This window comes from Streptomyces bungoensis (assembly GCF_001514215.1).
GTDB classification, from domain to species: domain Bacteria; phylum Actinomycetota; class Actinomycetes; order Streptomycetales; family Streptomycetaceae; genus Streptomyces; species Streptomyces bungoensis.
The window spans coordinates 414783-434184 of record NZ_KQ948851.1; the positions used below are offsets into that span (position 1 = coordinate 414783).

Consider the following 19402-nt stretch of genomic DNA (forward strand, 5'->3'; position numbering starts at 1 on the left):
CAGCGTGTATAGCTCGTGTGTGCGAATTTTTGGCATGCGGCACCATGGAGGTGCGGGGGAGCACAGCACTCCGGCGGGAGGACCAGCCATGCGCTACCGGGACCGCGCCGAGGCCGGACGCGAACTCGCCGGCCTGCTCGGCGAACTCCAGGGCAGGGGCGAACTCCCCGACCCCGTCGTGCTGGCCCTGCCCCGCGGCGGGATCCCCGTGGCCGCGCCCGTCGCCCGCGCCCTCGGCGCCCCGCTCGACGTGCTCGTCGTCCGCAAGATCGGCGCCCCGCGCCACGAGGAGTTCGCCGTCGGCGCCCTCGCGCCCGGCGACCCGCCCCTCTTCGACACCGGCACCCTCGGCGACCTGGGCCTGACCGAGGAGCGGCTCGCCCCGGTCGTGGAGCGGGAGCGGCGCGAACTGGCCCGGCGCGAACGGCGCTACCGCGGCGACCGCCCCGCCCCCGACCTGGCGGGCCGCACGGTGATCGTCGTCGACGACGGCCTGGCCACCGGCGCCACCGCCCGCGCCGCCCTGCGCCACGTACGGCGGCGGGCGCCCGCCCGGCTGGTCCTGGCCGTCCCGGTCGGCGCCCCCGACTCCTGCGACCGGCTCGCCGGCGAGGCCGACCTCGTCGTCTGCCCGCACCGGCCGGCCACGTTCAGCTCCGTCGGCCAGTGGTACGACGACTTCGGGCAGCTGACCGACGCCGACGTGCTCGACGCGCTCCGCCCACCCGCGCACGGCGGCACCGATGGACCCCGGGCACACCAGTGGTACCGGAAGGGCACGCGGAGTAACCTTCGGTGACATGACCGGCACGGGGGAACGAGCCGTCACATCGCGGTTACGGACGCCGTCCTGGATCGCGCGCGTCGGAACACCGGACGGGCGCGTCCTGGGCGCCGGGGTGCTGCTCGCCCCCGACCGCGTGCTCACCGCCGCCCACGTCGTCCGGCCCGGCCTGCCCTACGTCGTCCACTTCGTCGGCGTGCCCGGCGTGCCCGGCGTGGCCGCCACCGTCCGCGAGGACGAGCACGTGCCGCAACGGGAGGACGCCTTCGGCGACCGCATCGGCGACCTGGCCCTGCTGCGGCTGGCCGCACCCCGCCCGGCCGGACACCCCACCCGCCTCTACCGGCTCGCCGCGCCGCACGGCCCGGTGAGCATGTACGGCTTCCCGGCCGGCGACGACGGCGGCCGCTGGCACGGCGCCACCCTGGTCGCCGCCCGCGGGCGGGACAGCCAGGTGCAACTGCGCCCGCAGACCCCGGGCGAACTGGCCGCCCCGGGCTTCAGCGGCGGCGGAGTGGTCGACCACGCCACCGGCGAGGTCGTCGGGATCGTCCTCAGTGTCGACGCGGGCGCCGGCGAGGGGCCGGGATCGGTGTTCAGCTACATGAGCCCCACCGAGACCGTCCTGAGCCATCTGCCGCAGGTCGCCGCCTGGACCGACGGCGCCGAGGCCGTCGACCCCGCGCTGCGCACCGCGGCCGCCGGGGGCCGGCTCGACGTGCCGTTCGCCACCGAACTCGCCTCCTGGTTCCGCGGCGAGGGCTGGCCGGTGCTCGTCACCGTGGTCCCCGCCCGCGGCGCCCGAGCCTGGACCCTGACCCGCGCCGTCACCCTGGCCGACCGCGAGCTGCGCACCCGGCAGAACACCAGCGCCTTCGGCCGGGACCCGCGCGAGACCGTACCCCCGGCCGGCGGCCACGATCTCGCCCTCGACGTCAAGGGCATGACGGCCGGTCAGGTCATGGACCGGATCGCCGAGCGGCTCGGCATCCGCGGCGACCCCCGGCCCGAACGGCTCGCCGCCCTGCGGGTGCCGCTCGCCGCCGTGCTGGCCGGCGTCGACCAGGCCGCCGACCCCGACGCCCTGCTCGGCCTGCTCGACCACCTGGCCCAGCAGGGAGCCCGGCTGCTCCTGGTCTTCCGCCGCCGGGGCGGTCACGCGGCCCAGGCCGAGGAGTCCTTCGTCCAGCGCCCGCTGCGCGCCCGCTGGACCCGGCTGCACCGCGAACTGGAGCGCATCCTCGACGAGTTGGGGCCCGCCCTCGACGAGCGCCGCGACCGCGTGCTGCCCGACCCCGCCGCCGCCCGGCTGGTCGACCAGGCCGAGGCGGGCGTACGGCGCACCCGGATGCTGCGCGCCTGGGTCGACCACACCCCCGACCGGGAGCGCGAACCCGGCCGCGCCGACCTGCTGTTCACCTTCGAGGACGCCGTCGAGCGCCGCCGCCTGCGCCTGGAACAGGCCAACGGCGTCCTCGAGGCCCGGCTGCGCCGCCGCACCGAACTCCTCGGCCGCGTCACCGCCGCGTGGCCGCTGTGCCGGGAACGCGCGGCCGCCCAGGGGGACCGCGTCATGGAGGCCTACCGGCTCTACGAACACGCCCTGACGCTGCTCCGGCAGACCCCCTGCGACGTGGACCGCGCGGAGGACGCCGTGGAGCGGTTCGTCGGTTTCTGCTCCGGCACGGCACCCGGGAGGGAAGGCGCCTCATGACCTCGTGCATCCGGCCCGGCTGCGCGGGCCGCATCATGGGCACCGGCTACTGCGACACCTGCGGCCACCGGCACCTCGAGACCCCGTCGGCGCCGCCGCCCGTGCCGCCCGGCCCCGGCACCGGCGAGCCGGCCGCCCCGCAGCCCGTCCACGCCGTCGCCGGGGTCGGCGAACTCGACCCGCACGGGCTGGTCGTCCTGCCCGACGTGCCCGCTCCCGAGGGCGGCCTGATCGAGGACTTCCGGCCGCCCCCCGGAGGCCGCCGCTGCGGCGCGAACGGCTGCGCCATGACCGTCGGCGTCGGCTACGGCGGCCAGGCGCCCCGCGCCACCGGCCGCTGCCCCCGCTGCGGCACGCCGTACTCCTTCCTGCCCCAGCTGGACAAGGGCAACGTGGTCGACCGGCACTACCGGATCCTCGGCTGCCTGGCCCGGGGCGGCCTGGGCTGGATCCACCTCGCCGAGGACACCCACGCCGACGGCCACCGCGTCGTCCTCAAGGGGATGATCGACGTCCACGACGCGCTCGCCCGCCGCAACGCCGTCGAGGAGCGCCGCTCGCTCACCGACCTGCACCACCCCGACATCGTCCGCATCATCACCCACGCCGAGCACCAGGCCCCCGGCCGCCCGCCCACCGGCTACCTCGTCATGGACTACATCGCCGGCCGCTCCCTGCAGCAGCTGTTCGACGCCGACGACGCCGAGCGGATCTTCCAGGGCCGCCCGCGACTCGACCACGTCCTCACCTACGGCTGCAAGATCCTCGGCGCCCTGCAGTACCTGCACGAACGCGGGCTGCTCTACTGCGACATGAAGCCCGCCAACGTCATCCACTTCGGGCGGGCGATCAAGGTCATCGACCTCGGCGCGGTCCGCGCCGTGGGCGACCGGACCTCCGCCTACGTGTACACCGCGACCTTCGCCCCGCCCAAGGAGGAGATCGAGAGCAGGGGCTGGCACGTCGACAGCGACCTGTACACCGTCGGCATGACCCTGCAGGCCCTGTTCCGGGGCGCCGAGCCCGCGCGCGGCCTGGCCCCCGACTCCTTCCGCCGGATCGTCGACCGCGCCACCCATCCCGAACCCCGCGCCCGGTTCCGCTCGGCCGCCGAGATGTCCCGCCAGCTGTGGGAGGTGCTGCGCGAGTACCGCTCGCTGCAGTTCGGCGAGCAGCTGCCCGAGAGCTCCACCCGGTTCCGCGCCACGGACGCGAGCCTCGACGCCGGGCTCGGCGCCCTGCCCGCCCTGCACCACTGGACCGGCCGCACCGGCCCGCACCCCGCCGGACTGGACGTCTCCCCGCCGCCCCCCGCCGAGGTGGCCGGCGCCCTCCCCGAGCCGGTGCCCGACCCCGGCGACGGCGCCGCGCTGCTGCTCGACACCTTCCCGCCCGACGCCCCCGACCGGGTCGCCCTCCAGTGGCCCCGCGAGTCCCGGCTCGGCACCCCCGAGACCGCGCTGTGGCTGTGCCGCGCCTACCTCAGGAAGGGCCGGCGGCAGGAGGCCGAGAACTGGCTGGCCGAGGCCGAGACCCTGCTCGGCGAACGCGCCGCCGCCTACGACTGGCGCATCGCCTGGCACCGCGGCGTCCTGCACCTGAGCAGGGGAGAGGTGCCGCAGGCCGGCGGCCGCTTCGAGGCCGTCTACCGCGCGCTGCCCGGCGAGTACGTGCCCAAGCTCGCCCTCGGCTACTGCGCCGAGCACGGCGCCGGCCAGGGCACGGCCCGGGCGATGCGGGCCTACGAGGCCGTGTGGGCCCGCGACTTCGCCCACACCGCCGCCGCGTTCGGCCTGGCCCGCGGCCACCTGGCCGGCGGCGACCGGGACGCCGCCGTACGCGTCCTGGACGAGGTCCCCTCCACCTCCCGCCACTACGACGCCGCCCGCACGGCGGCCGTCCGGGTCCGCGCCGGCATCCTGCACGACCGCCCGCCGTCGGTGACGGACCTGCGGGACGCGGCCCGGCGGCTGCCCGAGCTGCGCCTGGACGGCGGCGCCGCCGCCGGCGAGTCCCGGGCCCGGCTGGTCGCCGAGGTGCGGGAGAACGTCCTGCACGGCCGCCCGGCAGGCGGCTGGGGAGCCCGGTTCCCCGCCGGGGACCTGCTCGGATCCGGCACCGAGAACTCCCTGCGCCTCCTTCTGGAGCAGTCCTTCCGGCAGCTGGCCGCACAGGCCCGGACCGGGAGCGAGCACGGCCGGCTGCTCGACCTGGCGCACGCCGTACGGCCGATGTCCGTCTTCTGACGCTCCGGCAACTCTGCATCGCGACGTTCCGACGACACCGAACAGCACAGGGAAGCGAGGGGGACGCAACCATGAACGGGGCCGCGAGCATCAGGGGCGCCGGGGAGAAGGAGGCCACCGGGCACCCGGAGAACGCCGAGGACACCGGGGACGTCGTGGTGACCCTCGACGTCGGCCAGGAGAAGGAGCTGCCCGTCGCGCCGGCCGGCGCCGGGCGGACCCGCGACCGGGAGATGCACGCCATCCTGGAGATCGGGGTCAGGGCCGGCGGCACCCCCGCGCTCGCCGCCGGGCCCGCCCGCGGATCCGGGCCCGCCCTCGCCGAAGTGCTGATCGTCGACACCTCCCGGTCCATGCTCCACCCGGCCGCCAAGCTCCACGCCGCGAAGGACGCCACGGTCGCCGCCCTGAGACTGCTGCCGGAGGGCACCGCCTTCGCCGTGCTGTCCGGCCGGTTCGACGCCACGGTCGTCCACCCCGGCCCCGGCCGCGAGGTGATGGCCGTCGCCGGGCCCGCCGAACGCGAGGCCGCCGAGCGCGCCGTACGGATCCTCGACGCGGACGGGGGCACCGCCCTCGGCCACTGGCTCGACCTGGCCCGGCGGCTGCTGGACCGGCAGTCCGCGCCCATCAAGCACGTCCTGCTGCTCACCGACGGGCGCAACGAGCACGACCACCGCGCCGCCATGACCCTGGACACCGCCCTGGAGGCCTGCGACGGCCGGTTCGTCTGCGACGCCTGGGGCATCGGCGACGACTGGGACGCCGACCTGCTGCTGCGCATCACCCGGCGGCTGCACGGCCGGGCCGGCGCGGTCCGCCGCGAGTCCGAACTGCCCGCCGCCTACGAGGAACTGGTGGCCGGCCTGCTCGGCACCGCCGTCCCCGAACTGCGCATCCGGCTCACACCGACACCCGGCACGGTGATCCGCCAGGTCAAACAGGTCGTGCCCGGCGAGCAGGAGCTCCTCGCCACCGGGCCCGAGCCGGGCGGGCGCGGCGCCGAGTACGTCACCCGCGCCTGGGGCGAGGAGACCCGGCACTTCCAGGTCGTGCTGAGCGCCGACCCGACCGGCCGCGAGACGGGCGAGGACCTCCAGCTCGCCGCCGTCGAGGTGGCCGTGCCGGACTTCGGGCGCCCCGTCGCGCTGCCCCCGCCGAAGCCCGTCCTGGTGCGCTGGACCGACGACCCGCTCGACGCGTCCCGGCAGCACCCCGGGGTCCGCCGGCACGAGCTGTACCAGCGGGCGAGCGCCGCGGTCGCCCGGGCGTACCGGGTCTGGCTGCGCCGGGCGGAGGGCGGGCCCGAGGCGGACCGGGCGCTCGGCCAGGCCCTGGCGCTGGCCGCCGAACTGGGCGACGCCCAGCTGCTGGACGCCCTGCGCCGGATCGAGGCGGCACCCGGCACGGGCCGGGTCCGCGACGGCCTCAAGGACGTCGACTGGCAGCACCTGATCCTCTCCAGCGCGATGACCACGCCGCCCGCACAGCCGGCCGAGCCCTCCGCCGCGCCGCCCGGCACCGGCACCCAGGCGCCGCCCGGCACCGGTGCCGGCGGTCTCGCCGAGTGCCCGGACTGCTCGTGGCTCGGCCCGGCGGACTCGGTGTACTGCGGAGGCGAGTGCGGACGCCGGCTCAAGGGGGCGGAATGAGGACCGGCGCACCGGCGACGGCGAGCGCGGGCGACGACCACGGCCCCGGCAGGTCCGCGACCCGGCGCAGGCCCGGTCGCACCGCCGCCGGCCCGCACGACGGGGGAGCCCGCCGCCCCGGCCTACTGGGCCGGTTGCTCGGCGCCGGGCCGCGCCCGCCGGCCGGGGAGAGCACCACCGCCCACGACCTCTCCGTGCGCCGCCGGCTGCTGCTGGCCCTGTCCGCCCTGCTGACCCTGACCCTGTTCCTCTCCTACGAGGGTGTGCACGCCGACGCCGGCCCGCTGCGCGCCTCCAGCGCCCCCGCCGTCGTCGCCATCGACACCGCCCTGTACGCGCTCGGCGAGGCGCAGGCGGACGCCACCGGGGCCACCCCCTCGACCAGCGAGTTCCAGAAGCAGGTCGCGGTGGCCGCGCAGAGCCTCGCCGTGGCCGCCGGCGGCGACGTGGGCGGCCCGGCGGGACGGCAGGCGCTGCAGACGGTCGCCGGCCTCGTCACCGGATACACCGCGATGGTGCAGAGGGCACAGCTGCAGCCCGCGGGCAGCGTCCTGCGAAAGGCCTACCTGAGCTACGCGACCAGCATGCTGAAGTCCGGCGACTCCGGCATAAGGGCCCGGCTGACGCTCCTGCAGCGCGAGGCGCGGGCCGACGTGGCACGGCGGACCTCCTTCGGACGGCTGCTGTGGCTCGGCTGGAGCACGTCCGCGCTGCTCGTCCTCGCGCTGGGCGCGGCCCTGCTGGAGACCCAGCTCTTCCTGCGCCGCCGCTTCCGGCGCCGCTACAACCGCGGGCTCATCGCCGCGGCCGCCCTGCTGACGGCCGGATTCGCCACGCTCGCGCTGTTCACGGTGTGGACCCACCGCGGCATGGCGGACACCCGCGCGCTGCTCGACGCGGTGGCACCCGGGCAGCCCGCCACGGACGCGGGGCTGCGCGCCACGTCGTACCTGGCGGACACCGGTTTCCGCGCCGCGGCCGCGGTGTGGATCCTGATAGGAGGCATCCTGCTCATGGCGCTGACCGAGACGGGTCTGCGGCAGCACGTCGACGACTACCGGTTCAGGCCCCGGTGAGCGCCCCCGCCGCCGGCCCCCGCCCGGCCGCCCCCGCCGCCCGGCGCCGCACGCTGCGCACGGTCACCGTCCTGGCGAGTTGTCTCGCCCTGGTGGCGGCGGCCGTCGTGCTGGGCGTGCGCGCCCTCGGGCAGGAACCGACCGTCACCCTGCTGGCCAACTGGACGGGCAGGGACGCGCGGTACTTCCGCGAGGCCGTCATCGAGCCCTTCGAGCGGCGTTACCGCGTCCACGTCGACTACCAGGGCAGCTCGGCGGAGAGCCAGGTGCTCAGCGCCGAGGTGGAGGCCGGCACACCCCCCGACGTGGTGGTGCTCACCGGCCCCGGCGAACTCGCCGCCTACGCCGGGCAGAAGCGGCTGCGGCCGCTCGAACAGCTCATCCCGCGCGGCGACTTCAGCCGGTCCTGGGCGACACCCCTGTACGGGCACGTGTACTGGTTCCCGCTCAAGGCCGACCTCAAGAGCATCGTCTGGTACCCGGCGGGCACCGGCGAGCAGCAGCGCCGGAAGGCCGCGCGACAGCCGGACCAGTGGTGCCTGGGCATGGGCTCCGGCGCCACCAGCGGCTGGCCCGGCACCGACTGGATCGAGGACATCCTCCTGCAGCAGCAGGGCCCTGAGACCTACGAACGCTGGGCGCGCGGCCGGCTGTCCTGGCGGTCCGGCGAGGTGAAGCGGGCCTGGACGACCTGGCGGAAGACGGTCGGCGCCGGAGGCCGCCGGGACCTCGTGCTGCGCGCGCTGACCACCGAGTACCAGAAGGCGTCCGAGCTGGTCACCGCCGATCCGCCGCGGTGCACGCTGGAGCACCAGGCCTCGTTCGTCCGCAACCAGAAGCCCTGGCGGAAGGCCGACGGCCGGTACGAGCCCTCCGCGCCGTTCATCCCCGGCGCCAAGGCCCGCAACACCTGGGAGGTCTCCGGCGACCTGGTCGCCCTGCTGCACGACACCCCGCAGGCCGGGAAGCTGATCCGCCACCTCGCCTCCGCCGGTGCCCAGCGTGCCTGGAGCGAGAAGGAGTCCGGCTTCTCCGTCGACGCCCGGGTGGGACCGCCGGCCGCCGGGTCCGCGGCCGACTGGCACCGCTCCCTGGCCGGCACCCTCATCGACCACGACGCCGTGCACTGCTTCGACGCCTCCGACGCCATGCCGCCGCCGGTCCGCGACGCCTTCGCCCAGGCGGCCATCGACTACCTCGCGGACGCGTCACCGCGGCACCTGGACGAGCTGCTGAGGAACCTGGACGCCCTCAGCAGCCCCGGCGACCTGACCTGGCTCCCGTCCGTCTGCGACTCCGGCTCGTGACCGCGGGACGGGGCAGGGGGTCAGGCCCCCGCCCCGCCCCAGGGAAGGTCCAGCCCCCGCCCCTGCTCCCGCCCCGCCTCGGCGGCCGGGCGGCGGGTGGCCGGGTCCAGCGGGTTGTCGCCCATCGCCGCCCGCGAGGCCTCGTCGGGCGTGACGACCACGACCTCGGCGCCCTGCGCGCGCAGTTCCTCCACGACCCGCTCCAGCGGCTGGTCACTGGGGAACGGCTCGGTGGCGCCCATCGGCGCGATCACCAGCACCCGGTCCGCGCCGCGCGCGTAGTCCGCGTTCGTCGCGGACCGCACGCCGCCGTCCACGTAACCGCGCCCGTCGATCGTCACCGGCGGCCACACCCCCGGCACGGCACAGCTCGCCGCGACGGCGTCGACCAGCGGCACGCCCGAGTCCCGGTCGAAGACCCGCGGTTCACCGCTCTCGGCGTCGACGGCGACGATCCGCAGCGCGCGCTCCGGCCAGCCGTGGGACGGCAGCCGCGACTCGATCACCGCCCGCCGCGCCGCCTCGGGCACGGTCCGTGCCGCCAGCGCCACCCGCCCGACGGCCCGCCGCAGCTCCGGCACGGAGGCGGCGGCGGACGTCGCGGCACCGATCTCCGCGGCGAACTTCTCCAGGTCCATCACGGCCGGGATCTCGGCGGCCTGCAACGCGGGGTCCACCTGCCGGGCGTACAGCTCCGACAGCCCGAGCCCACTGCCCAACTGCGCGGCGACGGCCGACCCCGCGGAGGTCCCGACCAGCAGCCCGGCCCCCGTCACGTCCCGCCCGCCGTCCGCGAGCCCCGTCAACACCCCGGTGATCCAGGCGATCCCGCCCACACCGCCCCCGCCCAGCACCAACGCGTCGCTCATGACAACTCCCAGAGGTCGTGATCCGTCCCCGCCCACTCTGCCCGGCCCAGGGACGACGCGGACAGCCGATGCGGACAGCAGATGTCCGCGAGCGGGACTACCGTGCGGGCATGACGAACAGCGGCGCGGCGAAGGCCCCCGTCCTCGGTGTCCGCGCGCTGGGCCGCGCCACCCTCGCACGGCAGTTCCTGCTGGACCGCTCCCCGTCGTCCGCCCTGGACGCGGTGCGCCATCTCCTCGGTCTGCAGGCCCAGAACGTCCGGCCGCCGTACTACGCGCTCGCCGCCCGTCTCGACGGGTTCGCGCCCGAGGAGCTGTCGGCGCTCATGGCCGACCGGGCGGTCGTACGGATCGTCACCCTGCGCTCCACGATCCACACCCACACCGCCGAGGACTGCCTGACGCTGCGTCCGCTCGTGCAGCCGGCCCGGGACCGGGAGTTGGGTGCCTTCCGGGCCGGCCTGGCCGGGGTGGACCTCGAACGGCTGGCCGTACGCGCGCGTGAGCTGGTGGAGGCCGAGCCGCGGACCATGGCGCAGTTGCGCGCGGCGCTCGGCGCCGAGTGGCCGGACGCCGACCCGCGGTCCCTGGCCGTCGCCGCCCGCTGCCGGCTGCCCCTCGTCCAGGTGACCCCGCGCGGCCTGTGGGGCCGCAGCGGGCAGGTGGCCCTCACCACCGCCGAGCACTGGCTGGGCCGGCCGGCGCAGCCCGCCCCGGACGCCGGGGACGTCGTCCTGCGCTATCTCGCCGCGTTCGGGCCCGCCTCCGTCAAGGACATGCAGGCCTGGGCCGGACTCACCCGGCTCCGGGACGTCTTCGAGCGGCTGCGCCCGCGGCTGCTCACCTTCCGGGACCCGAACGGCGTCGAGCTGTTCGACCTGCCCGGCGCTCCCCGCCCCGACCCGGACACCCCGGCCCCGCCCCGCTTCCTGCCCGAGTTCGACAACCTGCTGCTCTCCCACGCCGACCGCGCCCGCGTCGTACCGCCCGCGTACCGGGGCCGCGCGTGGCAGGGGAACCAGGCGCACCGCACCCTCCTGGTCGACGGCTTCCTGGCCGGACTGTGGAGGCTGGACGGCGGCGTCCTCGTCGTGGAGACCTTCGGCGAACTGGCGCGGAGCCGGCGGGAGGCCGTGGTCGCGGAGGGGGCGCGGATGCTGGCCGCGCTGCACCCCGGGCAACCGCACGACGTCCGGTTCGGCACCGTCGTACGGCGGTGAACCCCCCCCGTGGCACACCGCCGTACGCGTGGAGAGGGAGGCGCTGCGGGCCGCTCGTGGAGGCCCGCAGCGCCCCCCTGGCATCTACCCGAGGGATGCTCGGGGAGTCTTCCGGGTCACGAGGCGACCTGCGCCCGCACGAGGTCCGAGAAGGTGGCCAGCCGGGTGTACACACCCGGGTAGCCGGCCTCCGCGCACCCCTCGCCCCAGGAAGTGATCCCTGCCAGGACGCCCCTGACGAGCAGGGGACCGCCGCTGTCGCCCTGGCAGGTGTCTACGCCGCCGGACGTGTATCCGGCGCAAACCATGTCGGACCGGACGAAGTCCGAACCGTAGGAGCTCTTGCAGCCGGCGTCCGACACGACCGGGACGGTCGCGGTCCGCAGCTGGTTGGAGGAGCTGCCGTTCTCCGAGGTGGTGCCCCAGCCGAGGATGCGGGCCGTGGTGCCGGCCGCGTACACGTCGGTCTGGGAGGAGGAGACGTACGGCGCCGGGGTGTACGGCATCGACGTCGCCAGGGTCAGCACGGCCACGTCGTCGCCGTTGGTGGCATCGGTGTACTCCGGGTCGACCCAGATCCCGCTGACCTTGCTCACCGTGCCGTCGGTGCCGTTCAGGTAGGTCCGGCCGCCGACCACGCGGACGCCGGCGGTCGTCTCACCGGCCATGCAGTGCGCGGCCGTCACGACCTTCCGGGCGGCGACGAGGGTGCCGCCGCAGAACTGCCCACCGGACGCGTCGGTGATCTGCATCATGAAGGGGTACGCCGTCGTGGTGGTGGCCGTGCCCCCAACGACGGGCTGGGGAGCCGCGGTCGCCGTGGGGGAGGCGAGCAGCGCGGTCGCCGCGGCGGCGGTGGCCACCAGCGTCGCGGCGGTCGGTCTGGCACGTCTTAGCCCGAACATGAGTCTCCTCAGTGGGGTTGCCGGTGGGGGTTCGCGCGGGTGTGGGGGCTGTTCCACGTCAGTTCGCGGGACCGACCCCGTAAGCCCGGGCGAGCGGCACGCCCCTTACGCTAGGGCCCGGCACCCACGGCCCCCAATGAGGGAACCCCCTAGGGGGGCGGGGTGAGGGAAAACCCTCGGTCCGCCCAGTCAACAAGAGCCGCGCTCAGCGCGCCCGCCGGCCCGCCGCCAATCGGACGATGTCGACGCGCGACCGGATCCCCAGCTTGCGGTAGACCCGGGTCAGCGTGGCCTCGACCGTCTTCACACTGACGAACAGCCGGGAGGCGATCTCCCGGTTGGTGGCGCCCTCCATCACCAGCGCGGCGACCTGACGCTCCATCGACGCCAGGGACGCCAGGGCGTCCAGCGCCTCCGGCACCGCGAGGGCCGGCTCGGGTTCGGGCGCGGTGAGGGCCTCCTCCACCTGGCGCAGCCAGGGCAGCGCGCGGCAGCGCCGGAAGAGCCGGGTGGCCTCGTCGTACGCCGTGGTCCGCTTGACGCCGGGCTCCGGGCGCCGGGTGCGCAACTGGGCCAGCGCGAACGCGGCCCGAGCCTCCTCCAGGCCGTAGCCCAGCTTGGCCAGCCGGGCTTGAGCCGACGTCACCTGGGCGAGGGCCGCCTCGTGGTCGCCGTGGGCGGCGCGCACCAGCGCCTCCGCCCGGTCCAGCACGGCGAGGACGCTCTCCCGGCCGAGCCTCAGGGCGTGTTCGCGGCTGGCGTCGATGACGTCCTGGGCCTCGGCCGGTTCGCCGGTGCGGACCAGCGCCTCGGCCAGGTCGCCGTGCCAGCGGCCGCGCGCCGGGTCGGTGATGCCGAGACCGAGTTCCAGACGGCGGACCCGGCGCAGCGAGCGGACCGTGCCCGCCGGGTCGCCGGCCACCAACTGGGCGTACCCGAGCGCTCCGAGCGCCCGGGACAGGTACATCTGGTCGCCGTCCTCCTCGGCGTGCGCCACCGCCTCCCGGGCGAGGGCCAGCGCCCGGTCCACGTCCCCGCCGGAGGCCTCCGCCAGCGAGGTGAGCATCGCCGAGGCGGTCTCCCCGATCCCGGAGTCCCGGGCGAGCCCGAGGCCCTCGCGGGCGAGGTCGAGGGCGCGCCCGCAGTGCCCGGCGCGCAGTTCGGTCTCGGCGAGGCCGCGCAGGAAGTGCACCTCGCTCTCCACCGACCCGCGCCGGCGCACCTCGCGCAGCAGCGCGGTGACGGTCGCCCGGGCCTCGACCAGCTGGTCGCCCATGACCAGCCAGCGGAACCGGGCGCTGCCCGCGCCGTTGTGGTGCCAGGCCACCCGCGGGTCCTGAGGCTCCTTCAGGGCGCGCTTGATGGTGGTCGGCGCCTCCGGATGGCCCATCAGGGTCTCGGTCTGCGCCTGGAAGGCGAGGGCGAGCAGCTCGGTGCGCCGGTCGCCGCCGCGCGCGGCCAGCTCGGCGGCGTGCGCGGCCTCCTCGCGGGCCTCGGTGAAGTCGCCCTCCACGATCAGTCCCCGCCAGGCCAGCTGGTAGTGCACGAGGGCCAGCAGCCGCGGGTCGTCGCCGGCGTCGGCGAGGGCCTGCGGGAAGACGGCGTCGACCTCGGCCATGGTGTGGCCGGCGGTGTCGATGACGATGATCCAGGCCCGCACCCGGTCGGCCGGCCGGGTCGCCCGGGTCAGCACCTCCCGCGCGATGTCCCGGGCCAGGTCGACCTCGCCCGCGGTGATCGCGTCCTCGGCGGCCAGCAGCCGGCGCTCGTCGGGGGCGGGCAGGCTGCCCGCGGGGGTGTGCCGGGCCGCGAGCAGGCCCAGCTGGGCCGCCACCGAGGGCGCGCCCCGGTCCCGGGCGAGGGCGGCCGCCTCGGCGAGCCGGGCGGCGACCTCCGGGTCGGTGCCGGTGGTGGCGAGGGCCAGGTGCCGGGCGCGTTCGATCGGGTCGGAGGCCGCCGTGGACAGCGCCGCGTGGGCGGCCCGCCGCTCCTGGGCGGGCGCCTCCGCGTACAGCGCGGCGGAGATCAGCGGGTGCGCGAACCGCACGGCGGGCGCCTCCGGCTCGGTGGCCAGCAGCCCGAGCTCGGCGGCCTGGGCGCACTCGGCCTCGGCGTTGTCCCGGCCGGCCGCGTGCAGCAGGGCGAGGGTGGGGCGGGCGCCGGCGCTGGCGACCAGCAGGGTGCGCCGGGCCTCGACCGAGAGCATGTCCAGCCGGCTCAGCACCAGGGCGCGCAGCGAGGTCGGCACCGGCAGCGGGTCGCCGGGGCGGGGCGGGGTGGGGCTGTCGGCGAGGGCACGGCCGAGCTCCAGCGCGAACAGCGGGTTGCCGCCGCTGGTGCGGTGGATCTCGCGGACGGTGGAGCGGGGCAGGTCGCCGTGGCCGCGGTGCTCCATGAGCTGGGCCACCTGGGTGCGGGTGAGCGGGCCGAGCCGGACGGCGACCGTGTCCGGCGGACAGGAGCGCAGGTGACGGTCGTACTGCTGGCTCTCCTGGCCCTCGGTGCGCACCGCGACCAGCAGCTGCACCGGCGTGCCCTCGAGGCGGCGGGCGGCGAAGCCGAGCAGTTCGGCGCTGGCCGGGTCGAGCCACTGCAGGTCGTCGGCGACGACCAGCACCGGGCCCCGGGCGGCGAGCGCGCGCAGCGCGGAGAGCACCGCCAGGCGCAGTGCCAGGCCGTCGCGCTGGAGGCTGGACTCGCCGCGTCCGGTGAGCGCCGACTCCAGGGCGGTGCGCTGCGCGGCGGGCAGCCGGGGGGCGACGTCGTCGAGGACCAGCCCGAGGAGGTCGGCGAGGGCGAGGAACGGCAGGTGGGATTCCGATTCGGTGGCCGAGCAGCGCAGGACGGTGCGCGCGGTGGCGCCGTATTCCTCGGCCAATGCCCGCAGCACGGTCGATTTACCTATTCCTGCGGGACCGTGCAGCAGCACACTGCCGCCCGAGGCGAGCTGGTCGCGGGCGGTGGCGAACAACTCCTCGCGGCCGATGAGCAGGTCGGGGCGGCATCGGGCAGGCTCCTGGAAGTCCCGTCGCACGGTCACCGCTCCCCTCGTGTGTCGTGTCCGGGCCAAATTCTAGGCAACGATCCCCGAAATTCGGACGGAAGCCGTGGTGAGGGAAATAACAAACTTTCAACCATGGGCTAATTCAAAGTTACGCCACCGCGATGGTCAGGTTTCCTCACGGTTGCCCACTCAACGTTCCGCGGCGGGGATCCCCACCTCCTTCCCGGCATCCTCACGGCTCCTTCCCGGCCCCCTCACGGCAGCAGTCCCGCCCGGCGCGCCGCGGTCACCGCCTCCCCCCGGGTGTGCGTGCCCAGCTTCCGCATCGCCGAGCGCAAGTACCCCTTCACCGTCTCCGGACGCAGGCCCAGCCGCTCGGCCACGGCCGCGTTGGTGGCGCCCGCCGCCACCCAGGACAGCACGTCCAGCTCGCGCGGCGCCAGGCTCACCCCGCCGGCCGGACGCGGCGCGGCCAGCAGACCGCAGGCGGCGAGCAGATCGGCGCGCAAGCCGGGGTCGGTGATCCGCGGCGCCAGCGCGCGCAGCGCCGCGTGCGCCTCGCGCACCTGCTCCCAGGCGGCCCCCGGGCCGGGACCGGCCGCGTCGGGCTCCGCGAGCCGGGCCGCGGCCAGCAGCCCCCGCGCCTCCTCGCGGACCACCAGCGCCTGCTCCACGTCCCGCGCCGCCGCCACCGCCGCCCCCAGCGTCCGGTCCCCGAGCGGCTGGGCGGTGCGCAGCGCGCCGTACAGCACCCCGCGCACCTGCCGCCGTACGACGACGGGCACCGCGACGACCGAGCAGAGGCCCTCGGCGGCCACCGGCACGTCGTACTCGTGGCTGATCTGCCGCGAGCGGGAGTAGTCCGTGACCGCGCACGGCCTGGCCAGCGCCACCGCCTTGCCGCCCAGCCCGTTGCCGGACGTCACCGCGAGCGCCCGCAGTGCCGGCGTGACCGTGCCGCTCAGCTCGCTGATGCGGATGCGCGGCCGGCCGGGCTCGACCAGCCCGCCGAACGCGACCGGAAGCCCCGTGGCGCGCCGCAGCCGGGCCAGGGCACCGTGTATCTCCACCGCCGCAACGGCCTCTGCTGCCACCTCGTCGCTCCTTCGGCACGGCTCTCGCGCTGCCCACACCCCCGTTCGCGTGGACCACACCCCCGTTCGGGGGTAGTGAGACCTGCATCACGGATTAGACGATGCCAGAGAGCCGCCCGGCAATGGTCCGGTACTGAGGAGGACACCATGACGACGGCGACCGAGCTGTTCCGCGGGGCCCGCGACTTCCTGCTGGAACACCGCGAGGACTACGCCACCGCCTGCGCGGGCTTCACCTGGCCGCGGCCCGAGCACTTCAACTGGGCGCTGGACTGGTTCGACGTCATCGCCGAGGGCAACGACCGGACCGCGCTGCACATCGTCGAGGAGGACGGCAGCGAGGTCCGGCTCTCCTTCGCCGAGATGTCCGAGCGCTCCAACCGGGTCGCGGGCTGGCTGCGTGCCCGGGGCGTCGCCGCCGAGGACCGCATCCTCGTCATGCTGGGCAACCAGGCCGAGCTGTGGGAGACCGCGCTGGCCGCGATGAAGCTGCGCGCGGTCGTCATCCCGGCCACCCCGCTCCTCGGCCCCGCCGACCTGGCCGACCGGGTCGAGCGCGGCCGGGTGAAGCACGTGCTGGTGCGCGCCGAGGACACCGCCAAGTTCGACGACGTGCCCGGCGCCTACACCCGCATCGCGGTCGGCGGGCTGCCGCGGGAGGGCTGGGAGCCGTACGAGGACGCCTACGCGGCCCCGGACGAGTTCGTCCCGGACGGTCCGACGCTGGCCGACGACCCGCTGATGCTGTACTTCACCTCCGGCACCACCGCCCGCCCCAAGCTGGTCGAGCACACCCACACCTCGTACCCGATCGGCCACCTGGCCACCATGTACTGGATCGGCCTCAAGCCGGGTGACGTGCACCTGAACATCTCCTCGCCGGGGTGGGCCAAGCACGCCTGGTCCAACCTGTTCGCGCCGTGGAACGCCGAGGCGACCGTCTTCATCCACAACTACACGCGCTTCGACGCCGCCCGGCTGATGGCCGAGATGGACCGCCACCGGGTCACCACCTTCTGCGCCCCGCCGACCGTGTGGCGCATGCTCATCCAGGCCGACCTGAGCCAGCTGGCCACCCCGCCCCGCGAGGTCGTCGCCGCGGGCGAACCCCTCAACCCCGAGGTCATCGAACAGGTCCGGCGGGCCTGGGGCGTCACCATCCGGGACGGCTTCGGGCAGACCGAGACCGCCGTACAGGTCTCCAACAGCCCCGGCCAGCCGCTGAAGACCGGCTCCATGGGCCGCCCCAGTCCCGGTTACCGGGTGCAGCTGCTCGACCCGGTCTCCGGCGCGCCGAACGACTCCGAGGGCGAGATCGCGCTCGACCTGTCCGAGCGGCCGGTCGGCCTCATGGCCGGCTACCACGGCGATCCGGACCGCACGGCGGAGGCGATGGCGGGCGGCTACTACCGCACGGGCGACATCGCCTCGCGCGACGACGAGGGCTACCTCACGTACATCGGGCGCAGCGACGACGTGTTCAAGGCCTCCGACTACAAGATCAGCCCCTTCGAGCTGGAGAGCGCGCTGCTGGAGCACGAGGCGGTCGCCGAGGCGGCCGTCGTCCCCGCGCCGGACGAGGTGCGCCTGGCGGTGCCCAAGGCGTACGTCGTCCTCGCCGAGGGCTGGGAGCCCGGCCCCGGCACCGCGAAGGCGATCTTCGAGCACTCCCGTGAGGTGCTGGCGCCCTACAAGCGCATCCGCCGGCTGGAGTTCGGCGCGCTGCCCAAGACCGTCTCCGGCAAGATCCGCCGGATCGAGCTGCGCGAGGCCACGGCCGGCGGCTCGCAGGACGAGTACCGCGAGGAGGACTTCCGGTGAGACCGAGCCTGTCGTACACCCACGGAACGGGCTCCACCGCCTTCCTCGGAGACACCATCGGCGCGAACCTCGACCGGGCCGCGGCCGCCTGGCCCGATCGCGAGGCCCTGGTCGACGTGCCCTCCGGACGACGCTGGACCTACGCCGAGTTCGCCGCCGACGTCGACCGGCTGGCGTACGCGCTGCTCGCGAGCGGCGTCGCCAAGGGCGACCGGGTGGGCATCTGGGCGGTCAACTGCGCCGAGTGGGTGCTCGTGCAGTACGCCACCGCCCGCGTCGGCGCGATCATGGTCAACATCAACCCGGCGTACCGCACCCACGAGGTCGAGTACGTCCTCGGCCAGGCGGGGATCTCCCTGCTGTTCGCCTCGCTCAGCCACAAGGGCAGCGACTACCGGGCGATGGTGGAGGAGGTGCGCGGCAGATGCCCGCGGCTGACGGAGACCGTGTACATCGGGGACCCGGGCTGGGAGGCGTTCACCGCACGCGGCACGGCCGGCCGCCGTGAGGAACTGAGCGCGCGGGAAGCCGAGTTGTCCTGCGACGACCCCATCAACATCCAGTACACCTCGGGCACGACCGGCTTCCCCAAGGGCGCCACGCTCTCGCACCACAACATCCTCAACAACGGCTACTTCGTGGGCGAGGCGGTCGCCTACACCGAGCAGGACCGGATCTGCATCCCGGTGCCCTTCTACCACTGCTTCGGCATGGTCATGGGCAACCTGGCGGCCACCTCGCACGGCGCCTGCATGGTGATCCCCGCGCCGTCCTTCGAGCCCCGGGCGACCCTGGAGGCGGTGCAGCGGGAGCGCTGCACGTCCCTGTACGGCGTCCCGACCATGTTCATCGCGGAGCTGAACCTCCCCGACTTCGCCGGCTACGACCTCTCCACCCTGCGCACTGGCATCATGGCGGGCTCGCCCTGCCCGGTGGAGGTGATGAAGCGGGTGGTCGCCGAGATGCACATGGCGGAGGTCTCCATCTGCTACGGCATGACCGAGACCTCGCCCGTGTCGCTGCAGACCCGGATCGAGGACGACCTGGAGCACCGCACGGCGACGGTGGGCAGGGTCCTGCCCCACCTGGAGGTCAAGGTCGTCGACCCGGCCACCGGGGTCACCCGGCCGCGCGGGACGGCGGGAGAGCTGTGCACCCGCGGCTACAGCGTGATGCTCGGCTACTGGAACGAGCCGGGGAAGACCGCGGAGGCCGTCGACGCGGGCCGCTGGATGCACACCGGTGACCTCGCGGTCATGCGCGAGGACGGGTACGTCGAGATCGTCGGCCGGATCAAGGACATGATCATCCGGGGCGGCGAGAACATCTACCCGCGCGAGGTCGAGGAGTTCCTGTACGGCCACCCCAAGATCCAGGACGTCCAGGTCGTCGGGGTGCCGCACGAGACGTACGGCGAGGAGGTGCTCGCCTGCGTCATCCCGCGCGACGGCGCCGATCCGCTCACCCTGGAGGAGGTGCGCGCCTTCTGCCGGGACCGGCTCGCGCACTACAAGATCCCCAGCCGGCTCCAGCTCCTCGACTCCTTCCCGATGACGGTGTCCGGGAAGGTGCGCAAGGTCGAACTGCGCCAGACGTACGGCGGCTGATCGCCCGCACCGGCAAGGGGCCGGACAGCTCACCGAGCTGTCCGGCCCCTTGCCGTGTCTTGACGGCGCCCGCCCACCCTCCTACATTGCTTCCAGATAGTAG

General features: G+C 75.2%; 13 protein-coding genes. 9 read left to right on the plus strand and 4 right to left on the minus strand.

Annotation, left to right across the window (positions count from 1 at the left end):
- Positions 1-88: 88 nt before the first annotated feature.
- The 6 genes from AQJ66_RS01600 to AQJ66_RS01625 all read left to right on the plus strand — a co-directional run bounded on the left by AQJ66_RS01600 (position 89) and on the right by AQJ66_RS01625 (position 8779).
- The gene (locus AQJ66_RS01600; RefSeq protein WP_079060013.1) at positions 89-799 is read left to right on the plus strand and encodes a phosphoribosyltransferase; all 711 of its coding nucleotides are present in this window, start codon (positions 89-91) and stop codon (positions 797-799) included.
- Position 800: 1 nt separating this feature from the next.
- A complete protein-coding gene (locus tag AQJ66_RS40565) occupies positions 801-2498 on the plus strand; it encodes a S1 family peptidase (RefSeq protein ID WP_061915219.1) in 1698 nt (565 codons plus the stop codon).
- On the plus strand, positions 2495-4744 hold the full coding sequence (locus AQJ66_RS01610; protein ID WP_061915222.1) for a serine/threonine-protein kinase: 2250 nt from the start codon (positions 2495-2497) through the stop codon (positions 4742-4744). The genes AQJ66_RS40565 and AQJ66_RS01610 overlap by 4 nt, the downstream gene beginning before the upstream one ends.
- Before the next feature lie 71 nt (positions 4745-4815).
- A complete protein-coding gene (locus tag AQJ66_RS01615; protein WP_079060014.1) occupies positions 4816-6396 on the plus strand; it encodes a VWA domain-containing protein in 1581 nt (526 codons plus the stop codon).
- Positions 6393-7472: a hypothetical protein gene (locus AQJ66_RS01620; protein ID WP_061915226.1), complete on the plus strand. Its 1080-nt coding sequence runs from the start codon at positions 6393-6395 to the stop codon at positions 7470-7472. Before AQJ66_RS01615 ends, AQJ66_RS01620 begins: the two co-directional genes overlap by 4 nt.
- Entirely contained in the window at positions 7469-8779 is a 1311-nt protein-coding gene (locus AQJ66_RS01625) for an extracellular solute-binding protein (RefSeq protein WP_061915229.1), read from the plus strand. Before AQJ66_RS01620 ends, AQJ66_RS01625 begins: the two co-directional genes overlap by 4 nt.
- Positions 8780-8799: 20 nt before the next feature.
- Here AQJ66_RS01625 and AQJ66_RS01630 read toward each other — a convergent pair whose 3' ends face one another.
- The gene (locus AQJ66_RS01630) at positions 8800-9648 is read right to left on the minus strand and encodes a patatin-like phospholipase family protein (RefSeq protein ID WP_061915232.1); all 849 of its coding nucleotides are present in this window, start codon (positions 9646-9648) and stop codon (positions 8800-8802) included.
- Positions 9649-9758: 110 nt separating this feature from the next.
- On the opposite strand from AQJ66_RS01630, the gene AQJ66_RS01635 reads away from it, so the two are divergent.
- A complete protein-coding gene (locus AQJ66_RS01635; RefSeq protein WP_061915235.1) occupies positions 9759-10868 on the plus strand; it encodes a winged helix DNA-binding domain-containing protein in 1110 nt (369 codons plus the stop codon).
- Between the two features lie 116 nt (positions 10869-10984).
- On the opposite strand, the gene AQJ66_RS01640 is transcribed toward AQJ66_RS01635, so the two are convergent.
- The 3 genes from AQJ66_RS01640 to AQJ66_RS01650 all read right to left on the minus strand — a co-directional run bounded on the left by AQJ66_RS01640 (position 10985) and on the right by AQJ66_RS01650 (position 15871).
- Entirely contained in the window at positions 10985-11773 is a 789-nt protein-coding gene (locus AQJ66_RS01640) for a S1 family peptidase (RefSeq protein ID WP_061915238.1), read from the minus strand.
- A 205-nt stretch (positions 11774-11978) separates the two neighbouring features.
- On the minus strand, positions 11979-14813 hold the full coding sequence (locus tag AQJ66_RS01645; protein WP_079060015.1) for an ATP-binding protein: 2835 nt from the start codon (positions 14811-14813) through the stop codon (positions 11979-11981).
- 218 nt (positions 14814-15031) lie between these two features.
- A complete protein-coding gene (locus AQJ66_RS01650; protein ID WP_061915244.1) occupies positions 15032-15871 on the minus strand; it encodes a helix-turn-helix transcriptional regulator in 840 nt (279 codons plus the stop codon).
- 147 nt (positions 15872-16018) lie between these two features.
- Here AQJ66_RS01650 and AQJ66_RS01655 point away from each other — a divergent pair, with 147 nt between their 5' ends.
- Both AQJ66_RS01655 and AQJ66_RS01660 read left to right on the plus strand, forming a co-directional pair.
- Positions 16019-17692, plus strand: a complete 1674-nt coding sequence (locus AQJ66_RS01655; protein WP_061915247.1) for an AMP-binding protein — start codon at positions 16019-16021, stop codon at positions 17690-17692.
- Complete coding sequence (locus tag AQJ66_RS01660) at positions 17689-19299, plus strand: AMP-binding protein (RefSeq protein WP_061915250.1); 1611 nt, start codon at positions 17689-17691, stop codon at positions 19297-19299. The genes AQJ66_RS01655 and AQJ66_RS01660 overlap by 4 nt, the downstream gene beginning before the upstream one ends.
- The last annotated feature ends 103 nt before the right edge of the window (positions 19300-19402 follow it).

Bases quoted from the DNA above. Each gene is read 5' to 3' on its own strand.
- AQJ66_RS01600 (WP_079060013.1), top strand. From the start codon at position 89: ATGCGCTACCGGGACCGCGCCGAGGCCGGACGCGAACTCGCCGGCCTG.
- AQJ66_RS40565 (WP_061915219.1), top strand. From the start codon at position 801: ATGACCGGCACGGGGGAACGAGCCGTCACATCGCGGTTACGGACGCCG.
- AQJ66_RS01610 (WP_061915222.1), top strand. From the start codon at position 2,495: ATGACCTCGTGCATCCGGCCCGGCTGCGCGGGCCGCATCATGGGCACC.
- AQJ66_RS01615 (WP_079060014.1), top strand. From the start codon at position 4,816: ATGAACGGGGCCGCGAGCATCAGGGGCGCCGGGGAGAAGGAGGCCACC.
- AQJ66_RS01620 (WP_061915226.1), top strand. From the start codon at position 6,393: ATGAGGACCGGCGCACCGGCGACGGCGAGCGCGGGCGACGACCACGGC.
- AQJ66_RS01630 (WP_061915232.1), bottom strand. From the start codon at position 9,648: ATGAGCGACGCGTTGGTGCTGGGCGGGGGCGGTGTGGGCGGGATCGCC.
- AQJ66_RS01635 (WP_061915235.1), top strand. From the start codon at position 9,759: ATGACGAACAGCGGCGCGGCGAAGGCCCCCGTCCTCGGTGTCCGCGCG.
- AQJ66_RS01640 (WP_061915238.1), bottom strand. From the start codon at position 11,773: ATGTTCGGGCTAAGACGTGCCAGACCGACCGCCGCGACGCTGGTGGCC.
- AQJ66_RS01655 (WP_061915247.1), top strand. From the start codon at position 16,019: ATGACGACGGCGACCGAGCTGTTCCGCGGGGCCCGCGACTTCCTGCTG.